Source organism: Aureimonas altamirensis, assembly GCF_001463885.1.
Classification (GTDB): Bacteria; Pseudomonadota; Alphaproteobacteria; order Rhizobiales; family Rhizobiaceae; genus Aureimonas; species Aureimonas altamirensis.
This window is the reverse complement of sequence record NZ_BBWQ01000020.1, coordinates 133,076-152,717: the sequence shown is the minus strand read 5'-3', so window position 1 is coordinate 152,717 and position 19,642 is coordinate 133,076. Positions and strand designations below refer to the sequence as shown.

The 19,642-nt window shown below is 67.4% G+C and carries 20 protein-coding genes; 10 read left to right on the top strand and 10 right to left on the bottom strand.

The genetic code is table 11. The annotated features are described in order from the left end of the window. Positions 1-4: 4 nt before the first annotated feature. Genes AUL31_RS15325 through cobM form a run of 4 tightly spaced genes read left to right on the top strand, consistent with a single transcriptional unit; the run spans position 5 to position 4,504 of the window. On the top strand, positions 5-1,207 hold the full coding sequence (locus tag AUL31_RS15325; RefSeq protein ID WP_060608551.1) for a bifunctional cobalt-precorrin-7 (C(5))-methyltransferase/cobalt-precorrin-6B (C(15))-methyltransferase: 1,203 nt from the start codon (positions 5-7) through the stop codon (positions 1,205-1,207). Continuing rightward, the gene (gene cobI, locus AUL31_RS15320; protein WP_060608548.1) at positions 1,204-1,899 is read left to right on the top strand and encodes a precorrin-2 C(20)-methyltransferase; all 696 of its coding nucleotides are present in this window, start codon (positions 1,204-1,206) and stop codon (positions 1,897-1,899) included. Before AUL31_RS15325 ends, cobI begins: the two co-directional genes overlap by 4 nt. Continuing rightward, positions 1,896-3,719, top strand: a complete 1,824-nt coding sequence (cobJ, locus tag AUL31_RS15315; protein WP_060608544.1) for a precorrin-3B C(17)-methyltransferase — start codon at positions 1,896-1,898, stop codon at positions 3,717-3,719. The genes cobI and cobJ overlap by 4 nt, the downstream gene beginning before the upstream one ends. After that, positions 3,716-4,504 (top strand): precorrin-4 C(11)-methyltransferase, encoded by a 789-nt coding sequence (gene cobM, locus AUL31_RS15310; RefSeq protein ID WP_060608541.1) that lies wholly within the window; start codon positions 3,716-3,718, stop codon positions 4,502-4,504. The genes cobJ and cobM overlap by 4 nt, the downstream gene beginning before the upstream one ends. Here cobM and AUL31_RS15305 read toward each other — a convergent pair. Then, entirely contained in the window at positions 4,501-5,280 is a 780-nt protein-coding gene (locus AUL31_RS15305) for a precorrin-6A/cobalt-precorrin-6A reductase (protein ID WP_143190270.1), read from the bottom strand. The genes cobM and AUL31_RS15305 overlap by 4 nt on opposite strands. Positions 5,281-5,297: 17 nt before the next feature. On the opposite strand from AUL31_RS15305, the gene AUL31_RS15300 reads away from it, so the two are divergent. The 3 genes from AUL31_RS15300 to cbiB are packed head-to-tail and all read left to right on the top strand — an operon-like array spanning position 5,298 to position 8,535. Next, positions 5,298-6,596 (top strand): cobyrinate a,c-diamide synthase, encoded by a 1,299-nt coding sequence (locus AUL31_RS15300; RefSeq protein WP_060608538.1) that lies wholly within the window; start codon positions 5,298-5,300, stop codon positions 6,594-6,596. Beyond that, a complete protein-coding gene (gene cobD, locus AUL31_RS15295; protein ID WP_060608535.1) occupies positions 6,596-7,588 on the top strand; it encodes a threonine-phosphate decarboxylase CobD in 993 nt (330 codons plus the stop codon). The genes AUL31_RS15300 and cobD overlap by 1 nt, the downstream gene beginning before the upstream one ends. Next, positions 7,579-8,535: an adenosylcobinamide-phosphate synthase CbiB gene (gene cbiB, locus AUL31_RS15290; protein ID WP_060608532.1), complete on the top strand. Its 957-nt coding sequence runs from the start codon at positions 7,579-7,581 to the stop codon at positions 8,533-8,535. The genes cobD and cbiB overlap by 10 nt, the downstream gene beginning before the upstream one ends. Here cbiB and cobS read toward each other — a convergent pair. After that, positions 8,527-9,303 carry an adenosylcobinamide-GDP ribazoletransferase gene (gene cobS / locus AUL31_RS15285; protein ID WP_073469420.1) on the bottom strand — a complete coding sequence of 259 codons (777 nt, stop codon included), beginning with the start codon at positions 9,301-9,303 and terminating at the stop codon, positions 8,527-8,529. The two genes, cbiB and cobS, sit on opposite strands and share 9 nt — an antisense overlap. Before the next feature lie 108 nt (positions 9,304-9,411). Between cobS and cobT the strand changes: the two genes are divergently transcribed. Beyond that, positions 9,412-10,434 (top strand): nicotinate-nucleotide--dimethylbenzimidazole phosphoribosyltransferase, encoded by a 1,023-nt coding sequence (gene cobT, locus AUL31_RS15280; RefSeq protein WP_060608526.1) that lies wholly within the window; start codon positions 9,412-9,414, stop codon positions 10,432-10,434. Between the two features lie 7 nt (positions 10,435-10,441). On the opposite strand, the gene AUL31_RS15275 is transcribed toward cobT, so the two are convergent. From AUL31_RS15275 to AUL31_RS15250, 6 genes are all read right to left on the bottom strand, one after another. Then, positions 10,442-10,636, bottom strand: a complete 195-nt coding sequence (locus AUL31_RS15275; RefSeq protein WP_039195489.1) for a hypothetical protein — start codon at positions 10,634-10,636, stop codon at positions 10,442-10,444. A gap of 23 nt (positions 10,637-10,659) precedes the next feature. Further along, positions 10,660-11,871: an OpgC family protein gene (locus AUL31_RS15270; protein WP_073469373.1), complete on the bottom strand. Its 1,212-nt coding sequence runs from the start codon at positions 11,869-11,871 to the stop codon at positions 10,660-10,662. Positions 11,872-11,884: 13 nt separating this feature from the next. Then, positions 11,885-13,699 carry a glucans biosynthesis glucosyltransferase MdoH gene (gene mdoH, locus AUL31_RS15265; RefSeq protein WP_244489428.1) on the bottom strand — a complete coding sequence of 605 codons (1,815 nt, stop codon included), beginning with the start codon at positions 13,697-13,699 and terminating at the stop codon, positions 11,885-11,887. A 54-nt stretch (positions 13,700-13,753) separates the two neighbouring features. After that, positions 13,754-14,068, bottom strand: coding sequence for a hypothetical protein (locus AUL31_RS15260; RefSeq protein WP_060608520.1), 315 nt, complete (start codon positions 14,066-14,068; stop codon positions 13,754-13,756). Further along, positions 14,065-15,675 (bottom strand): glucan biosynthesis protein, encoded by a 1,611-nt coding sequence (locus AUL31_RS15255; RefSeq protein WP_244489427.1) that lies wholly within the window; start codon positions 15,673-15,675, stop codon positions 14,065-14,067. The genes AUL31_RS15260 and AUL31_RS15255 overlap by 4 nt, the downstream gene beginning before the upstream one ends. Before the next feature lie 188 nt (positions 15,676-15,863). Continuing rightward, positions 15,864-16,367, bottom strand: a complete 504-nt coding sequence (locus AUL31_RS15250) for a MarR family winged helix-turn-helix transcriptional regulator (RefSeq protein ID WP_232413060.1) — start codon at positions 16,365-16,367, stop codon at positions 15,864-15,866. A 181-nt stretch (positions 16,368-16,548) separates the two neighbouring features. On the opposite strand from AUL31_RS15250, the gene AUL31_RS15245 reads away from it, so the two are divergent. Both AUL31_RS15245 and AUL31_RS15240 read left to right on the top strand, forming a co-directional pair. Next, positions 16,549-17,286: a Crp/Fnr family transcriptional regulator gene (locus AUL31_RS15245; RefSeq protein WP_060608517.1), complete on the top strand. Its 738-nt coding sequence runs from the start codon at positions 16,549-16,551 to the stop codon at positions 17,284-17,286. 29 nt (positions 17,287-17,315) lie between these two features. Then, on the top strand, positions 17,316-17,723 hold the full coding sequence (locus tag AUL31_RS15240) for a dihydrofolate reductase (RefSeq protein ID WP_060608514.1): 408 nt from the start codon (positions 17,316-17,318) through the stop codon (positions 17,721-17,723). Here the strand turns inward: AUL31_RS15240 and AUL31_RS15235 are convergent. Together AUL31_RS15235 and pabB are read right to left on the bottom strand one after the other, a co-directional pair. After that, positions 17,698-18,276, bottom strand: coding sequence for an anthranilate synthase component II (locus AUL31_RS15235; protein WP_060608512.1), 579 nt, complete (start codon positions 18,274-18,276; stop codon positions 17,698-17,700). The genes AUL31_RS15240 and AUL31_RS15235 overlap by 26 nt on opposite strands. Further along, positions 18,273-19,634 carry an aminodeoxychorismate synthase component I gene (pabB, locus tag AUL31_RS15230; RefSeq protein ID WP_060608508.1) on the bottom strand — a complete coding sequence of 454 codons (1,362 nt, stop codon included), beginning with the start codon at positions 19,632-19,634 and terminating at the stop codon, positions 18,273-18,275. Before pabB ends, AUL31_RS15235 begins: the two co-directional genes overlap by 4 nt. Positions 19,635-19,642: the final 8 nt, after the last annotated feature.

Below are 19,642 nucleotides of genomic sequence, written 5' to 3'. Positions count from 1 at the left end.
GAGCGTGCCCGCCTGGCTGACGGTCGTCGGGATCGGCGACGGCGGGTTGACGTGCCTTGCCCCGGAGCAGCGCGCCGCCATCGATGCCGCGCGGCACGTGGTGGGCGGGGCGCGGCATCTGGCCATGCTGGACGGGGTCGCCGCCACCGCACAACGCCATCGCTGGTCCTCGCCCTTCGATGCATCGCGCGCCACCATCGAGGCACTGGCCGGGCAGCCGACCGTCGTGCTGGCATCGGGTGACCCGTCCTGGTTCGGCCCTGTGGCCTGGCTGCGCCGCTTCCTGCCGGCCGATGCCATGCTGGTGCTGCCGTCGCCGTCCTCCTTTTCGCTGGCGGCGGCGCGGCTTGGCTGGGCGCTGGAGGATGTCGCCTGCCTGTCGGCGCATGGGCGCCCGGTGTCCACGCTGGCCGCATCCTTCGGTGCGGGCCGCCGGCTGCTGATCCTGTCCGCCGACGGCACCACGCCGGGCGAAGTCGCTTCGCTGCTGGTGCGCGAAGGGTTCGGCGCCAGCCACATGACCGTACTGGAGCATCTGGGCGGCGCGCGTGAACAGGCGCGGTCCGCAACGGCGGAGGCGTTTTCGTTGCCCCCGGGCGCTGCATTGAACGTCATCGCCGTCGATTGCGTCGGCCGGCCGGCGCATGGCGCCTTCGGGCTGGCCGATGAGGCCTTCGCGCATGATGGCAAGATGACCAAGCGGCCCATGCGCACGCTTGCGCTTGCCGCGCTGGAGCCGCGTCCGGGCGCCTGCCTGTGGGATATCGGCTCCGGCTGCGGCTCCATCGCAGTGGAATGGGCAAGGCTGGGTGGCCGCGCCATCGCGCTGGAGCCACGCGCCGACAGGCGTGCGCTGCTGGCGGAGAATGTCCGTCGGCTGGCGCATGGGCCGGTCGAAATCGTGGACGGGCTGGCGCCGGACGCACTGGACGGGTTTGCCGCACCGGACAGCGTCTTCATCGGCGGAGGCCTGTCCGAACCCACCTTTGCGCGTGCCTTCGACGCCCTGCCGCACCAGGGCAATCTCGTGGCCCATGCGGTGACGCTGGAGTCCGAGGCGCTTCTGCTGGCGTTCCATGCCCGTTACGGCGGCAACCTCACACGCCTTGCCGTCAGCGTCGCCGCGCCGGTCGGCACCCTCACGGGGTGGCGGCCGCAGATGCCGGTGACCCACTGGCATCTGCGCAAGGGGGCGGAGCGGGCATGAGCGGCACGCTTTACGGCATCGGCCTCGGGCCTGGCGACCCCGAGCTTCTGACCCTCAAGGCGGTGCGCATTCTGTCCAACGTGCCGGCAATCGCCTATCCCGTGCCGGACAGCGGGCACAGCATGGCCCGCGCCATCGCTGCGCCTTACCTGCGGCCCGGGCTTGCCGAGATCGGCTTCGGCCTGTGCATGCGTATCGACAGCGCGCCAGGGCAGGCGGCCTACGACGACGCGGCGGACGCCATCGCCGCACGCCTGCAAGGCGGCGAGGACGTCGCGCTTCTGTGCGAGGGCGACCCGTTCTTCTACGGCTCGTTCCTCTACCTCTTCGAGCGGCTGGCAGGGCGGTTCCGCGTCGACATCGTGCCCGGCATCTCATCGCCCATGGCGGCCGCGGCTGCCATGCGCACACCGCTGGCCCGCCGCAACGAGACCTTCGCCGTCATACCCGCCCCGCTGCCCGATGCGCAGATCGCCGCGCGGCTGGACGTGGCGGATGCCTTCTGCATCATCAAGCTGGGCCGGCATCTGGCGCGTATCCGCGCGCTGCTGGATCGTACCGGCCTTGCGGACGGCTGCTGCTATCTGGCGCATGTCTCTACCCTGCAGGAAACGATCATGCCCTTGCGCGATGCGCCGGAGACGGCGCCCTATTTCTCGATGATCGTGGGCCACCGGGGGGATGCCGCATGAGGCCCGCCATCGTCATCCTTCATGCCCCGGCCATGGAGACGGCGCGGCATATCCAGGCCGAACTGGCGGCAGAGATTCACGCACCGGAAGGTATCGCCGGTGCGGACGTGCATTACACCGCGCTGGCCGGGCATCTGCGCGGGCTCTTCCTGGAGGGCTGCCCCATCCTTGCCGTCATGGCGGCGGGGGCAGTCATCCGCATCCTTGCCCCTTCCTTGAGCGACAAGCGTTCGGAGCCGGCGGTTCTGGCGATATCCGAGGACGGACGCAGCATCGTGCCGCTTCTGGGCGGCCATCGCGGCGCAAACGACATGGCGCGCCGTCTGGCCGGGGCCCTTCACGGTCATGCGGCCGTCACCACGGCCGGCGATACGCGCTTCGGCGTGGCGCTCGACGCGCCGCCGTGCGGATGGCGCCTGGAAAATCCGCAGGATGCGAAGCCGGCAATGGCCGCCTTGCTGGCCGGCGCTTCCGCACGTATCACGGCCGAGGCCGACTGGCTGACCGATCTTCCGGTGCCGCGCGCCGACGATGCCGCGGTGACCCTGTCGGAAGATGATGCCGGGCGTGCGCCCCATCCGGGCGAACTTCTGTACCGCCCGCAGCGGCTCGTGCTCGGAATGGGTGCGGAGCGCGGCGCACCGGCGGACGAGGCCATCGCCCTTGCCGAAGAGGCCCTGCGGCAAGCCGGGGTCAGCCCGCTCTGCCTTGCCATGGTGGCGACCCTCGACGTCAAGGCCGACGAAGCGTCGTTGAACGCGGTGGCGGCGCATTTCCAGGTGCCGCTGCGTGTCTTCGATGCCGCCACGCTGGAGGCCGAAACGCCCCGGCTGGCCACGCCATCCGACATCGTCTACGCCGAAGTGGGCTGCCATGGCGTCGCCGAAGGCGCCGCGCTTGCCGCTGGCGGGCCGGACGCGGCGCTGATCCTGCCGAAGGTGAAGTCCCGGCGGGTCACCGCCGCCATCGCGCGCGCACCGAGGCCGCTTTCGGCACCATCCATCGGCCGGGCGCGGGGGCGCCTGACGCTTGTGGGGATCGGGCCGGGGGCGCCGGAGTGGCGCTCGCCCGAGGCGCGTGCGGCCATCGAGGCGGCCGATGACCGCGTCGGTTACGGACTATATCTCGACCTTGTGGCCGATATTCCAGGCACGGGCCGCCGGCACGATTTTCCGCTGGGCGCCGAAGAGGACCGCGTGCGCCACGCCCTGCTTCTGGCGGCGGAAGGCCGCACGGTGGCTCTGGTCTGTTCCGGCGATGCCGGCATCTACGCCATGGCGACCCTGGCCTATGAGCTGATCGACACGGGCGAGCTGCCCGACGCCGCCCGCCGGGTGGAGGTGGTGGTATGCCCCGGCATTTCGGCCCTGCAGGCGGCCGCGGCGCGGGCCGGTGCGCCGCTCGGCCACGACTTCTGCACCATATCGCTGTCCGATCTGCTGACACCCTGGCCCGATATCGAGCGGCGAGTGCGGGCAGCGGCGGAGGGCGACTTCGTGATCGCCTTCTACAATCCGGTTTCGCGGCGGCGGCGCAGCCAGCTCGCCGACGCACGCGCCATCCTGCTGGAGCATCGCCCGGCGCAAACGCCGGTCGTGCTGGCCACAAATCTCGGCCGGCCGGGCGAAACGGTCCGTATCGTATCGCTGGCGGACCTGCGGGTGGACGACGTCGACATGCTGACCGTCGTCATCGTCGGCTCTTCGCAGACGCGGCGCATGCGCACGGGCGACGGGCGCGAGCACGCCTATACGCCGCGCGGCTATGCCGGCAAGGCGGGCAGCGCGTTGACGGCCAATGCCACCAGGGAGCGCGCATGACGGTTCATTTCATCGGGGCCGGGCCGGGCGCGCCGGATCTCATCACCGTGCGTGGCCTGCGGCTGATCCAGTCCTGCCCGGTCTGCCTTTACGCAGGGTCGCTGGTGCCCGAGGACATCGTCCGCGCCGCGCCCGAGGGCGCGCGCGTGCTGGATACGGCGGCAATGACGCTCGACGACATTATTGCCGAAATCGCCGATGCCCATACAAAGGGCTTTGACGTGGCGCGCGTGCATTCCGGCGATCCATCCATCTATGGCGCGACGGCCGAGCAGATGCGGCGGCTGGATGCGATCGGCATTCCCTACGACGTGACGCCGGGCGTGCCGGCCTTCGCGGCGGCGGCCGCTGCCCTGAAGCTGGAACTGACCATACCGGAACTGTGCCAGAGCATTATCCTCACGCGCACGGCCATGAAGTCGTCATCCATGCCGGAGGGCGAGGAACTGGAAACGCTGGCGCGCAGCGGCGCCACGCTTGCCATCCATTTGTCGGTTCGCAACCTTGCGCATATCGAAAGGGTGCTGACGCCGCTTGCGGCTTACGGTCCGGATTGTCCCGCCATCATCGCCTATCGCGTCGGCTGGCCGGACGAGATGTTCCTGCATGGCACGGTATCCACGATGCGTCGTCTGGCCCGCGACGCCAAATTGACGCGCACGGCGCTGGTTCTGGTGGGCAGGGCGCTGGGCGCATCGGCCTTCCGCGACTCGGCCCTGTACGACCCCGCGCATGTCCATGTGCTGCGCCCCAAAGCCGTCGCACCGGGCGGCAGAACGTTCTAGCGCCCGACGCCGCCGTCGTTGCTATCTTCGCCGAACAGAAGCCAGTCCAAAGCGGCCTGAAGGCTGTCCGCTTGGGCGGGCGACGCCATTGCCGGCCGCCGGATCATCAGGACGGGCAGGCCGAGCGTCTCTGCGGCGTCGAGCTTCGCGATGCCGGCCTGCCCGCCCGAATTGCGGCAGACGAGATGCGTCACGCCGTACCGTCGGAAAAGCGCCTGCTCTTCGTTCGCTGTCCGCAAGGGCGGCCCGATGACGATCTCTGCAGGGAAGGGCGGCGGCGTCTGCGGCGCCTGCGCCATGCGCAGAACGGGCCTCAGGTCTGCGCGGTGGCGGAACGGCGCCAGATGGCGCTGCCCCAGCGCCAGGAAAGGCCTCGCGCCGTGCGGCAGCGCCGTACTTGCCGCCCGCAGGCAGTCGACCTCATGCCAGTTCGGCCTTGCCGGCCATTCGGGACGGACCACCGCCAGATAAGGCACGCCCGTGCTGGCCGCCGCCGCCGCTGCGTTGCGGTGCATGCCCGTGGCGAAGGGGTGCGCCGCATCGACAAGATGCGTGACATTCTCGGCGCGTAGAAAATCGGCCAGGCCGGCAACCCCGCCGAAGCCGCCCGTCCGCACCGAGCCGGCATAGGCGGCCGGTTTTTCGGTCGCGCCCAGAAGCGACACGATCAGGCGCGCCTTCGGCATGTCCCGCGCGATCGCCTCCGACAAGGCGCGCGCCTCGCTCGTTCCGGCAATCAGCAGCAGGGTCTGGCTGGCGTTGTGCATCACGATCATTATAAGCGTCGGGGATCATGGCGCGACAGGGTATTCTCATATCGGCCCCGGCTTCGGGATGCGGCAAGACGCTGGTGACGCTGGCGCTGCTGCGCCTGCTTGCCCGGCGCGGCATTCCCGTGACGCCCGCCAAGTCGGGCCCGGACTATATCGACCCCGGTTTCCACCGCCTCGCGTGTGGGCGCGACAGTGTCAATCTCGACGCGTATGCCATGCAGCCGCAGACGATCCTGCGCCTTGCAGGGCGCGGCGACGGCCTCCTTGCCGTCGAGGGCGCCATGGGCCTCTTCGATGGTGCGGCCAACGGCCGGGGCTCTGCCGCGGCGCTGGCGCAAATGCTGGGTCTGCCCGTTATCCTGGTGATCGATTGCGCCCGCCAGGCGCAGTCCGTGGCGGCGCTGGTGCGTGGCTTCGCCATGCACGACCCGGCGGTCGGCATCGACGGGCTCATCCTCAACCGCGTCGCCAGCCAGCGCCACGAGACGATGTTGCGCGCGGCGCTGGAACCCCTGGCGATCCCCATTCTGGCGGCGCTTCCGGCAGAGCCGTCGCTGGCGATCCCGTCCCGCCATCTCGGCCTGGTCCGCGCGCAGGAGTTGGAGGCCGTCGAGCGCCTGTGCGACCGTGCCGCCGATTGGCTGGAGGCGGCGCTGGACATCGATGGGTTGCTGAACGTCTCCAGGCGCGCGGCGATACCGGCCGGCAATGAGCACGTGGACCGGCTGCCGCCGCCCGGCGCGCGCATTGCAGTGGCGCGGGACGACGCCTTTGCCTTTGCCTACCCGCATCTGCTGGCCGGCTGGCGGGAGGCCGGTGCGGAGCTGTCGTTCTTCTCGCCGCTGGCCGACGAAGCGCCGGATATCGGCGCGGACGCCGTCTACCTGCCGGGAGGCTATCCGGAACTGCATGCGGGGCGCATTTCCGGCGCGGCCGCCTTCCGTGCCGGTATGACCGGTTCGGCAATGCGGGGCGCGCTCGTCTATGGCGAATGCGGAGGCTATATGGTGCTGGGCGATGGCCTGGTGGACGGCGAAGGCACCCGGCATGCGATGCTGGGCATGCTGCCGTTGGAAACGAGTTTTAAGGCACCGCGCCGGCATCTGGGTTACAGGCAGGCAACGCCTACAAACGATGCGCCTTTCTGGACTTCGGCCGTGACGGCCCACGAATTCCACTATGCCTCGATCCTGTCGGAGGGCGATGCAGGCCGGCTTTTCCACGCCAGTGACGCGACGGGGCAGGCCTTGGGGCCCCTTGGCCTGTATCGAGGCCGGGTCATGGGCTCTTTCCTGCATGTGATCGACGGCGCCGCCTGATGGACGCGGCGTTGAAACATGGCGGAGCCCTCGACGCAGCCATCGCCCGCTGGGGCGGCCGGCGTGCCGACTGGCTCGATCTGTCCACCGGCATCAACCCGCAACCGCTGCCCCTTCCGCAGATCGCGCCGGATGCGTGGACACGGCTGCCGGAGGCGGCCGACGACGCCGCGCTGGTGGATGCGGCCCGTGCCTTCTACGGTGCGGCCGGCAGCGTCGTCGCCGCGCCGGGAACGCAGGCGCTTATCGGATTGTGGCCGCACCTGTTTGCGCCGCGCCGCGCGGCGATCCTGTCTCCGACCTATGAGGAACACAGGCACGCGCTTGTCCTCGCGGGCCATGACGCCGTCGCATGCGCCGGTCTCGATGATATGCCCGCCGACGCATCGCTGGTCGTCGTCGTCAATCCGAACAACCCGGATGGGCGGCGATACGACCGGCCGGCGCTGCTGGCCCTGGCGGAGCGCCTTCAGAGACAGAACGGCCTTCTTGTCGTGGACGAAGCTTTCGCCGATGCCGACCCTGTCTGCAGCCTTGCGGGCGACACGGCGGGGCAACTGCCTATTCTCGTACTCAAGTCCTTTGGCAAATATTTCGGATATGCGGGCCTTCGGCTGGGTTTTGCCTTGTGCGGCGCCGAGCTTGCCGGGCAGATCGCGGCCCGCCTCGGGCCATGGGCCGTGTCCGGGCCGGCCATGGCCGTGGGTGCGGCCGCGCTGCGGGCCGAGACGCAGACAGGCGCGGTGAGGGCACGGCTGGAGGCGCAGGCGCGTATGACGCGGCAAACGCTGTCCGCCGCCGGGCTTTCCATCCTTGGGGGCACGGCGATGTTTACCCTTGTCCGGGATGACAGGGCAGCGGCGCTCTTCGAGCGGCTCGCGACGTGTCATATCCTGACACGCCCCTTCGCATACGAACCGGCCTGGCTTCGCTTCGGAAACATCCGGAACGAGATCGAGGCCGAACGTCTTGCGGGCGCACTATGCTGCTAGGCGGCTCGGCCATCGCCCTGTTGGCGGGAGTTCTTCTGGACAGGCTTGTGGGCGATCCGCCATGGCTGTGGCGCCATGTGCCGCATCCGGTGGCGCTGTTCGGGGCGGCGATCGATCGGCTCGACCGCGCCTGGAACGACGCCGCCCTGCCGGAGCGGCGCCGACGCCATGCCGGGATCGTCGCCATATGTCTGCTGACGGCGGCGGCGGCCCTGATCGGGCTTGGCATGCAATGGGGCCTTTCCCTTCTGGGCCCGCCCGGACTTGCGCTGGAAGCCTGCGTCATCGCCATCTTCGTGGCGCAAGGCAGCCTGCGCCAGCACGTTGCGGCGGTGGCCACCGGGTTGTCCCGTTCGCTTGCCGATGGCCGCCATGCGGTATCGATGATCGTCGGGCGGGACCCGGACCAGCTGGACGATGCCGGTGTCTGCCGGGCGGCAATCGAAAGCCTTGCGGAAAACACGTCCGACGGCGTGATCGCGCCGTTCATCTATGCGGCGCTGTTCGGCCTGCCGGGCCTTTTCGCCTACAAGATGATCAACACCGCGGATTCGATGATCGGCCATATGAGCGCGCGCCACCGGGCCTTCGGCATGGGTGCGGCACGGCTGGACGACCTGGTCAACTGGCCCGCTGCACGGTTGACGGCGCTGTTGTTCGCGCTTGTCGCCGTGGATCGGCGCGCCTGGCGCATCGCAAGGCGGGACGCGCCGATGCACCGATCTCCGAACGCGGGTTGGCCGGAGGCGGCGATGGCCGCGGCGCTGGGCCTGTCGCTCGGCGGGCCGCGCCGCTATGGCGCGCTTTCGGTCGATGCGCCCTGCCTTAACCAAGAGGGCCGAAGAGAAGCGCGGATCGCCGATATCGGCCGGGCACTGGCCCTTTATGGCCGCACATGCAGCGCGCTTTTGGCGATTGCCGTCCTGCTGGTGTTCGCCTCAGCCTGAGCCGAGCGCCAGGCCCAGTAGGATCGCGATTTCCAGCAACTGCTGGCAGGCGCCCAAAGTGTCGCCCGTCTGCCCGCCCAGGCGACGGCGCAGGACGGACCGGAACCACAGATAAACGCCCGTCGAGATCGCGGCCGCGATGGCAATGCCGGCAAGCCCGGCCGCCGGCAGGCCCAACAGGATGCCCGATACAAGGCCCAGCGCAACGGACCAGAGCCCCTGCCGCCGCGTTGGCCTTCCCAGGCTGTCGGCAATGCCGTCCGGGCGCGCGGACGGCAGGGAAGCCCACAACAGGCCCATGCCGCCACGGCTGGCCGCTGCCGCCGCCAGCAGGGCACAGGCCGCTGCAAGCGGACTGGCGTCGGCCACCTCCGCCAGAAGCGCGATGCGCAGCAAAAGCGCGAATGCCAGCGCCAGAACGCCATAGGTTCCGATGCGGCTGTCCTTCATGATGGCAAGCGCACGGTCTTTGTCCGCATGGCCGAACAGGCCGTCCGCCGTGTCGCCGAGCCCGTCTTCGTGCAGGGCGCCTGTGGAAGCCACCAGAAGCGCCAGGGCAAGGAGGGAGGCGGTAACGGGGGCAAGGCCCGCCGCCATCGCCAGTACCAGCAGCACGGCGGGCAAAAGCCCGACGATCAGCCCCACCACCGGAAAGGACGGCGCATCCGCTGCCAGCGGGTGCGGCCCGCCGTGAAAGGCCCCGGACAGCGCCGGAAAACGGCTGAGGAAGGACAGGGCACGCAGGAGGCTGGCGACAGGCTGGATCATGGAGCCAGCTTTCGCCGCGCCGGCGTCCGCATGCAAGCCGTTTGCTTCGCCCGCCGCGATTGCCTATCACCGGCCAGTTAGATCGTGCCACTCCGAAAGTCTCGCTTCATGTCCGCCACCGGCCTTCCCTTCGACGATATCCGCGCCCTCGTCCGGCAGATGCCGCAGCAGGACGGACGTGCCCGGCACGATGCACGCCACCGCCAGGAAGAACTGACGAAACCCTCCGGCTCTCTTGGCCGGCTGGAGGATATCGCCGAATGGATGGCTGCCTGGCAGGGACGGGCCCCCACCGTCAACCGGCCCGTCGTCGCGGTCTTTGCCGCCAATCACGGGATTGCCGCGCGGGGCGCTTCGGCCTTCCCGCCCGAGGTGACGCGCCAGATGGTGGAAAACTTCGCTGCGGGCGGCGCCGCCATCAACCAGATCTGCGCCACGTTCGACCTTGGCCTCAAGATATTCGACCTCGCGCTCGACTACCCTACCGGCGACATCACGCTGGAGCCGGCATTGTCGGAGCGCGATTGCGCCGCCACCATGGCCTACGGCATGGAGTGCCTTGCGGGCGAACCCGACCTTCTGTGCATCGGCGAAATGGGGATCGGAAATACGGCGGTGGCCAGCGCGCTTTTCGCGGCCCTGTTCGGTGGCACCGCGCGCGACTGGGTGGGGCCGGGCACCGGCCATGACAGTGCCGGCATGGCGCGCAAGACCGCCCTCGTGCAGGAGGCGATAGACCTTCATGGACGCCATGCCGCAGATCCGCTCGAAGCGCTGCGCCGGCTTGGCGGACGGGAAATCGCCGCCATGGGAGGCGCCATACTGGCGGCCCGGATGCAGCGCGTGCCGGTTATCGTGGACGGCTTCGTGGCGACGGCCGCCGCCGCCGTCCTGTACAAGCTGGCTCCGGATACGATCGATCACTGCCTGTTCGGCCATGTGTCCGCCGAACCCGGCCACCAGCGCGCCTTGCAGGCGATGGGCAAGGTGCCCCTGCTGGCGCTCGGCATGCGGCTGGGCGAAGGCACGGGCGCGGCACTGGCCGCTGCGATGGTGAAGGCGGCGGTGGCCTGCCACAACGGCATGGCGACCTTTGCGCAGGCCGGCGTTTCCGACCGCGCCGCCGACTGAGCCGGCGCTACTCGCTTTCGGGCGGTGCCTTGTAGTTGATGAACAGGGCGAAGATGCCATAGGCCGCGATCGCCAGCGTGATCGCGCCCCAGAGCTGCTCGCCGTTCCACCACTCGAAGCCGGACCAGACCAGACACGAGCCGACGATCAGCACGCGCCGCCACAGCGGCTTGAAGAACGGATGGTTGGAATCGCTGTACATCTGGCTTGCTTATCCGGCTGGGGTCATGGGGTGCGCCGCGCGGCCGGCGCCATGGCCTTGGCGGGCTGGGCGTCGCGCGGCTGCTCCGTCCGCGTGGCCGCGTTGGCGCGCACGGCCTTCTGCGGTTTCGAGGCGACGTGCCACCAATCGAGATAGCGCGCCAATGCGAACTGGATGGCGAGGCCACCTGTTACCAGCACCGTATCGTAGGCCAACGTCGTGTCGTTGCCGAAGCGCAGCGCCTGCGCCAGCAGCGACAGGAAGGTGCCGACGGCAAAGACCGGCAATGAGTGGCGCCCGAGCATGGTCAACGGATTGGCGGCGCCGACGCGGCTGAAAGGCGACATCTTCGGCGCATGGGCGAAGACGTAGACAAGCGCGATAAGGTGCAGAAGGCGCGGAATGGACATGTAGGTCTTGTCGAAGCCGACAAAGAGGGACGGCAGCGGGATCATCCGCTCCACCGACCACCAGCCGAAGCCGACGAAGGCCCAGGAGAATGCCAGAAAGCCCAGCGCCAGCACGTACAGCCTTGGCGAGTAGGGCAGCGCCGGCTGGCCGCGCAGCTTCTGGAAGCCGGTATAGAGGCCGAGGGCGAAGATGAGCTGCCAGGAGAACGGGTTGAAGAACCATCCGCCGGCATTGGGGTAGTTGGGAATGTTGAGCCGCGTGAGGCCGACGACCAGCCAGACGGCAACCGAAGCGACGATAAACCCTTTCAGCCCGATCCATCGTATGCCGAGCAGCATGAGCGGCAGCATCAGCAGCAGCGCGGCGTAGAGCGGCAGGATATTCAGGTAGCCGAGCTGGTTGCCGAGGGTGGCGATGCCGTACAGCGCATCGAGAGGCTGCGTCAGAAGGGGGCCCAGCCCGATCTGGCGGAGGATATCTCCCTTGCCGAGCGCCAGCGCGAACCAGATGAACAGCGAGATGACCGCCATGGTAAGGGCGATGTGCACGAGATAGAGAACGCCCGCGCGCCGGGCCGCCTTCAGCGATGCGATCAGCGGCGAACCTTGAAGGAAGAGCCGCCCATAGGCGAAAGCGCTGGCGACGCCGGCCAGGAAGACGAAGACTTCGGCCGAGTCGGAAAAGCCGAAATTGCGGCTCGTGAAATTTTCCCACAGAACGCCCGGTATGTGGTTGATGAAGATCATCACCAGCGCCACGCCGCGGAAAAAATCGATCCTGTAGTCTCGCTCCGGACGGAGAAAGACGCTGTCATGTAGGCTCATGGCTGTTCGACTTTCAGCCTCTGGCGGGCGTCTCGATAGGATCCGACGTACCCGTCCTCTGGTCCCTTCGCGGTTGAGATAGTGTTTTTTGTGCGCCGGCAAGGCGTTGGTGCCATGCTTCGGAAGCGCGGATCACCGGTTCGGGAGCGATCTCGAACGGTGTCGCGAAGATGGAAAGCGCCCGTGCCTTGTCTCCCAGCACAGGATCTGCGGTGAGCGAAATGAACAGCGGCGCCACGACAAGCGGCAGGGCGATCGGCAGCACCCACAGGAACAGCGTCAGCGTGTAGACGTAGCTCGTCACCATCAGGATGGCGCCCACGATGACCATCCACCAGCTTGCGGCAAAGGCAGCCGACAGTGGAACGCCTTCGTCCTCGCGGTCGGTGGACGGCCAGCCGCTGTCACGCGCCATCAAGATTTCGGCAACGGCCTTGGACTGGAACAGCATCATGATCGGTGCGAGCGCGCTGGTCAGGATAAGTTCGCACGTGGCCCCCGCCAGAACGGCGATGGAGCCGCCGAAGCGCGCCGCCCGGTGCGACAGGGCGGCGCGGAAGGCGATCAGCGTCTTGGGCAGCAGCAGCAGCGTGAAGATGCCGATCAGAAGCAGCAGCGCCTTGGTGGTTTCCGGGCGGGGGAAGACGGGAAACAGGCTGTCGCCCGGGAAGTAGTTGGGCGCCGGCGCCAGGATGGGATCCAGCATCGAGACGATGAGGAACAGAAGCCAGATGGGCGAAGCGGCATAGGCCATGATGCCGGACACCATCGCGACGCGGCTCCAGAAGCGCAGGCGCGGCGCGGGGATCAGCCGGCCATGCTGCAGATTGCCCTGGCACCAGCGCCTGTCGCGCTTGGCATATTCGATCAGGTTCGACGGCGCCTCTTCGAAGGAGCCTTCGAGGTCTGGATCGACACGCACCTTCCAACCGTCGCGCGCCAGCAGCGCCGCCTCGACGAAATCGTGGCTCAGGATATGGCCGCCAAAGGGGGGGCGGCCCGACAGATGCGGCAGCCCGCAGCTCTGCGCGAAGGCGCGGGTGCGGATGATCGCGTTGTGGCCCCAGAACGGGCCTTCACGGCCCTGCAGGGCCGCGATCCCGCGCGAGAAGAAGGGCGAGTACAGGGCCGCCGAGAATTGCAGCGCACGGCCGAACAGGCTGCGCCGGTTGATGATGAGCGGCTGTGTCTGCAGCAGCGCCAGCTCGTCGTCGTCGTCCATCCGCGCAACCATCTCGACCAGCGTCTCGGGCCGCATCAGGCTGTCTGCGTCCAGCACGATCATGTAGGTGTAGGCGCCGCCCTGCTGGGTGACGAACTCGCCGATATTGCCGGCCTTGCGGTTGGTGTTCTTTTCGCGGTGGCGATAGTAGAGATGCGTCCCCGTTTCCAGCGCGCCGGCGATCTCGAAGACGGCCCTGCGCTCGGCCGCGACGGATTCCGCCTTGGTGGAGTCCGACAGGACGAAGAAGTCGAACGCCTCGAGCCGGCGGATACGCCGCAAGCCCTCGATCATGGCGGCAACGCGCGCCATGACGGCGTCCGCGTCTTCGTTGTACACGGGCACCAGGACGGCCGAACGGTTGACCGAGGCCGGCGCCAGCACGCCACCGCGCCGGTTCGGCTTGCCTCTGGAGAAGAAGATGCCGGCAACTGCGGTGTTAAAGCCCCAGGCCAGCCACATGCAGCAGACGATCAGCAGGCAGACCTGGGCGAAATGCAGCCAGGTCGCGCCATTGGCCGTGATGATGGTGGCGAACAGGAATCCCGCCACGACAGCCAGCGCCAGCGCCACGAGCGCGAATAGGATTCTTCCGAAAATGACCAAGCCAATCCCGTCCATTCAAGCGGCAATGCGTCGAGAGCGCTGCCTTATGCCCGTTCAGTGACGCGGAGTCACGCCATATTGAGACCGCAGTATCGGGCGCTCCGGCATGTCGAGGCTGCCTTGCGGAGGCGGCAGGACGAGCTTGCGCAGGAATGCGAGGGCCTTGCGCTTGCCGATGCGCGCCGCCAGAAGCACCACGTCGGGCTCGGGCCCGCTGCGACCTTCGAATGCGAGACGCTCGGCGATGGCGCGGCGTACCTCGTCTTCCGACAGGTCCGGCCGTCCAACCAGAACGCCGGCCGGCACCTTCGGCAGGGGCACCTCATGCCTGTGCTGCGGCGCCGATGTCGGGGTGGGGTTGGCGGTCATTGGCCGATCCATTGGTACAGCCAGGTTTCGCTGACCACGCGTCCGCCGACCGCCAGCTTTGCCCGCAGTTCCACGGGTGCGCTGTCGAGCTTTTCCAGCTCGATCGACAGACGCCAGCCGCCGCCGGGCAGCCGGTTGACGCCGATATGCTCGATGCGGGCATTCTGCGGAATGTCCACGATGGGCTCGACCACCGATCCGCCGGGCAGGTTGGCTGCCGTGCCGCCATCGAAATTGATCTCGAAACGGCGGGTGTTGATGTCGCCCGTATGGGCGGCGTTGCCCCCGAGCCCGGCAAAGGTGCCGAGGACCACGGCCACGTCGCTGCGCATCTCCTCGATGAGGCCCCAGCGCATGCGATAGCGGAATTCGTACTGGCTGCCTGCCTCGGGCCGCTCTTCCGGCACCCAAAAGGCGACGATATTGTCGTTGGCCTCCGACTCCGTCGGAATCTCCACCAACTGGACGACGCCCCGGCCCCAGTCTCCCTGCGGCTCGATGATCAGGGACGGGCGGACTTCGTAGCGCGCCTCCACATCCTGATAATGGTCGAACTCGCGGTCGCGCTGCAAAAGGCCGAAGCGGCGCGGCGAGCTTTCGCCGAAATAGCTGAGCGCAAGCTCAGTCGGGTTCTTCAACGGGCGCCACAGGCGTTCGCCATTGACCCGCTCGATGAACAGGCCATCGCTGTCGTGGACTTCCGGGCGGAAGTCTTCGCGCTCGGGATGGTCGTTCTCGCCGAAGAAGTACATCGACGTCAGCGGCGCGACGCCCAGTCGCTCGACGGACTGGCGGAAATACAGCCGCTTGTTGACGTCGATCACCGTTTCGGCGCCGGGCCGGATCAGGAAGGAATAGGCGCCCGTGACGCTCGGGCTGTCCATTTCGGCATAGATCTGGATCGTCCGGTCGCCTTCCTTGGGCTGGACGATGTAGAAGGCCGTAAAGCGGGGAAACTCCTCGGCAACGCTGGTGGCGGTATTCAGCGCCAGACCACGGGCCGACAGGCCGTAGCGATTGCCCATGCCCAGCGCGCGGAAATAGCTTGCGCCCAGAAACGAGACCAGCTCGTCGAACCGGTCGGGGCGGTCGAGCGGGTAGTTCAGGCGGAAGCCGGCGACGCCGGGCAATTGCAGGTTCTGGTAGACGTTCGGATCGAGCGGGGCGAGAAACTCGAAATCCGCGCCCGAGAACGGATAGGGCGCGAAGCGCGATCCGTCGCCGATGTGGACGCGCGTCGTGACCTTGTAGAGAAAGCCCGGGAAATAGGCCTGCAGGTGGAAGTTGAACGGGTCGTTCGCCCAGACCGTCCGCTCGCGGCGGAACAGGATCCGCCGATAGCCGTCATAGTCGAGATCCTGGATCGGCTGGGGCAGATCGTTGGCCGGCTCGACATAGGCTTGCGCCGCACGGTTCCGCATGGCTTCCGACAGGGCGTCGAAGCTGAAATCGTTGAGGTCCACCATCGTCGGCTCGACCGGCGGCGGCACGGGCGCGGCGGGCGGCTGCGGCGGCTCGGTCGGCTGGGTGGGTGCAGGCTCGGCGTCCTGGGCATAGGCGCGGCCTGCCAGGATGGCCGTCATGATACCACCCAGGCCGTAACCCATGGCGGTGCGTCTTGTGGTCTTGAATGAAGAACTCAATGTATCGGCTGACTTTTTATTGGAGCCTGAGCGTTGTGTGAGCATACGCAAAAAACCCGACAAATCCAGCACCCGGTAGAGTGCACGCGTGCACCATACATAGAAGCGATGAACGGCTTCTGAACCGATTCAAAGAATATTCGCCGAAAGCGCTATCGATGGCGGCGCAGCCGCGTCGCAAGCAGAAGGTCCATGCGCGCCATGGCGTCCTTGACGGCCCGCGCCTCGTCCGGCGACATGCCGCCCGACAGCTCGCTTTCGAGCCGCGCCCAGACCTGCGCGACACGCGGCTTCAACGCGGCGCCCTCTTCCGTCAGAAGAACCATCGTGCGTCGCGCATCCTGCGCGCTGACGACACGGCGGACCGCTCCCTTCTCGACCAGCCGGTCCAGCATCTTGGAAACGGTCGATGGCCGCACCGCGATTCGGTCGGCCAGCGTCGATACGCTCATCGGCTCGCCGTGCTGAAGACAGGCGATCAACTGGTCCTGGCCAAGATGCAGCCCGATATCGGAAAGAAGGAGCGCCAGAAAGGCACGGGTCGACTTGGAGATCGACAGAAGGGCCCGGACGAGCGGAAGCGGATCTTCACCTTCCTCCCCGCGGGCATTGCGCGGGGTACCGCCACCAGATGTCGGAAACGAGAGCTCATCCATAGGCGATCTATAGCGTCCCAACCGGCAGTTGCATTAAACCGCTTTAAACAAGCGAAAAATTGCTCCAAACGAATAAAGCATTGCCGTCCAGCTAATTACGGGACAGATTCTAGGCAACCTGAGGTGGAAACCCGCTTATATGGCCGCAGTTTGAGCGAACCGACGGGAAGGGCGATCAGGGATGTCGAGTTGTCTGGTAGCGAAGCTATCCCACTATCTGTCGCTGACCGATGCGGAACGGGCATTTCTGGCGCACATGGAAGGCGACCATCTGAGTCTGCCGCGCCGCAGCACGGTGATCGGGGGGCGTACCCGCATCGGAAACGTCTTCGTCGTCCGGGAGGGGTGGCTCTACGCCCACACGACGGATGTCGAGGGGCAGCAGATCATAACCGAGCTTTTCCACCCGGGTGACGTCGTCGGTATCAGCCAGCTCGGCTGCGAACTGTCGACGCTGGTCTATACCGCCGCAACCGACCTCGAGCTGTGCCCCTTTCCCAAGGAAGGGCTGCGCGATGCCTTTGCCTATCATCCACGGCTGGCGGCGCTGTTCTTTACGTTCGTGACGCTGGAGCGCGTGTCCATGCTGGACAGGCTGCGCGCCTCGACCAGCATGAACCCGCGCGACAGGGTCGCGCTTTTCCTTCTGCAGACGCGGGCGCGCCAGTCCATAACCGGCAGGCTGAAGAAGGAGTGGTTCCTGATGCCGCTGTCGCAGCAACTGATCGGCAATGTGGTCGGCCTGTCCATCGTGTCCGTCAACCGCGCGTTGCGCGTCCTGGAAGATCAGGGGCATCTGGCCCGGGAAGGCCGGATGATGTCGCTGAAGAATCACGAGCGCCTCGCCGCCGAAGTGGACTTCACCGACCGCGACTATGAGATAGACTGCAGTTGGTTTCCCGACCGGGCCGTGGCCTGACCGGGGTCCGAATGGGGGGAGGGTGAAGGATGGCTGACGTCCGCGCGATCTGCGCGATCGGCCGTAGCGGCCAGCTTGGGTTGAACGGCGTCCTGCCTTGGGAGGGCGCCCGCGAGCGGCCCTTCGTCGAGGACGTCGAACGCTTCTTCGAGATCACGCGCGGTCATGTCCTGGTGGCGGGCCCGCGCACGGTGGCCTCGTTTCCCGATTTCGCGAAGGCCGACAGGACCATCGTTGAAATCCGCTCCAGCGACGAGCCGGGGGATGTCCTGTCCCGCTTTGCGGATCGGGTCGTCTATATCGGTGGCGGCCCTTCGGTCTGGGACGTCTATGCCCCGCTGATCCGGCACTGGGACATCAACCGCGTCCCCTATGACGGGCCGGCCGACCGCTGGTTCGATCCGGCATGGCTTATTGCCGGCGGGCGAGGGCGATGAAGTTGGCGATCAGGCCGAGCCCGTCCGGTGTCAGCACCGATTCCGGGTGGAACTGGATGCCGTAGGTCGGATGGGTGCGATGCGACAGGGCCATGATCTCGCCTTCCGGCGATCGCGCATCGACCGTCAGTGACGACGCCATTTCCGGCGTTTCCTCGACGATGAGGGAATGGTAGCGCCCGGCGCGCGCCGGATTGGGCAAGCCGGCGAACAACCGCTCGCCAGTGTGCAGAATGTCCGAGGCCTGCCCATGCAGCGGCATCCGCGCATGGGTGACCCGGCCACCGAATGCCTCTCCGATGACCTGATGGCCAAGGCAGACGCCGAGGATCGGCAACTGCCCCGACAGGCGCTGCACGATTTCGGTCGAGATGCCGGCTTGCGCCGGCGTGCAGGGACCGGGCGAAATCACCACCGCTTGCGGCGCCATGTCGACGATGGCGTCGACGCTGGCGGCATCGTTGCGCAGCACGCGCATATCGAGCCCGAGCCGTTCGAAGTAGCGTGCGACGTTGAAGACGAAGCTGTCGTAATTGTCGATCATCACGATCATGAGCCGGCCTCGAAGGTTTCGAGAAGGCGGGCCGCCTTGGCAAGGCTTTCGTCGTACTCGGCCTGCGGGTCCGAAAGTATGGTGATGCCGCCGCCTGCCGACAGCCGCGCCCGGCCGGCGGCAAGGCTGACGGTGCGTATGGCGATGTTGAAATCCATCGAGCCATCGAACCCCAGATAGCCGATGCAGCCGCAATAGATGCCGCGCCGCCGTCGCTCCAGCTCGGTGATGATGTCCATGGCGCGGATCTTCGGGGCGCCGGTGATGGACCCGCCGGGAAAGCAGGCCGCCACGATGTCGAGTGCATCGAGGTTTGGGCGCAGGCGCGCAGTGACCACCGACACCAGATGGTGGACGGATGCGTAGCTTTCCAGGCCGCACAGCACCGGGGCGTCGACCGTATCGGCGATTGCCACGCGCGACAGGTCGTTGCGCAGGAGATCGACGATCATGACGTTCTCCGCCCGATCCTTGACCGAGGCCAGAAGCGCCTCGGCCTGCTGCCTGTCCTGTGCCGGATCGGGCAAGCGGCGGGCCGTCCCCTTGATGGGACGCGTCTCGATCGCATCGCCGGCCAGCGCCATGAACCGCTCCGGCGAAGAGGACACGACGGTCTCTTCGGGTAGTTCCAGATAGGCGGCGAAGGGGGCTGGGTTGCGGTTGCGCAGGGCGCCATGGAAGGCGAGGGCGTCGAAGCCGTCCGGAAGCTCGGCGGAAAAACTCTGCGCGATATTTGCCTGATAGATATCGCCTTCGCGGATATAGGCGCGCACGCGCGCTATGGCGCGCTCGTAATCGGCGCGCGTGAAATCCGAACGAAAACCCGTAACCGGCGGATTGTGCGCCAGCGGCTGCGGCTCCGCCGCCAGGGCGGCCTCGATATGATCGAACTGCCGCTCCGCCTCGTCACGGCGCAAGGTGGCGGGCGTATGCCTGTCGTGTGCCTGCGAGAAGCCGGCGCTCGCCATGACGGCCTGGCCGGATATGTGGTCGAAGGTCAGCACCGTGCCGTACAGGCCGAACGCGGCGAGGGGCGCCTGGTCGTCCCAATCAGGCGGCTTGCGGAGCCTTTCGAGGCGATGGGCGAAATCATAGGCAACAGCGCCGATCGCCGCGCCGGCCATCGCACGGCTACCGTCCGCCTCGATCCGGTATCGCGCCAAAAGCGTGCGCAGCGATTCGAGGTCGCCGTTCAGCGAATCGATCTCGTAACGCAGGAACGGCGCTGCCGCGACGAAGGAGCGCGTGCCGAGCGGCGGCCCGGCCGCGGCGCTGTCCAGAAAGGCGAGGCCGCCCAGCGGACGCAGCCGCCGCGCTGCCTCGAACGGGTCTGTCCCGGACAAGCGGCGTGTCCACATGGCGGTGG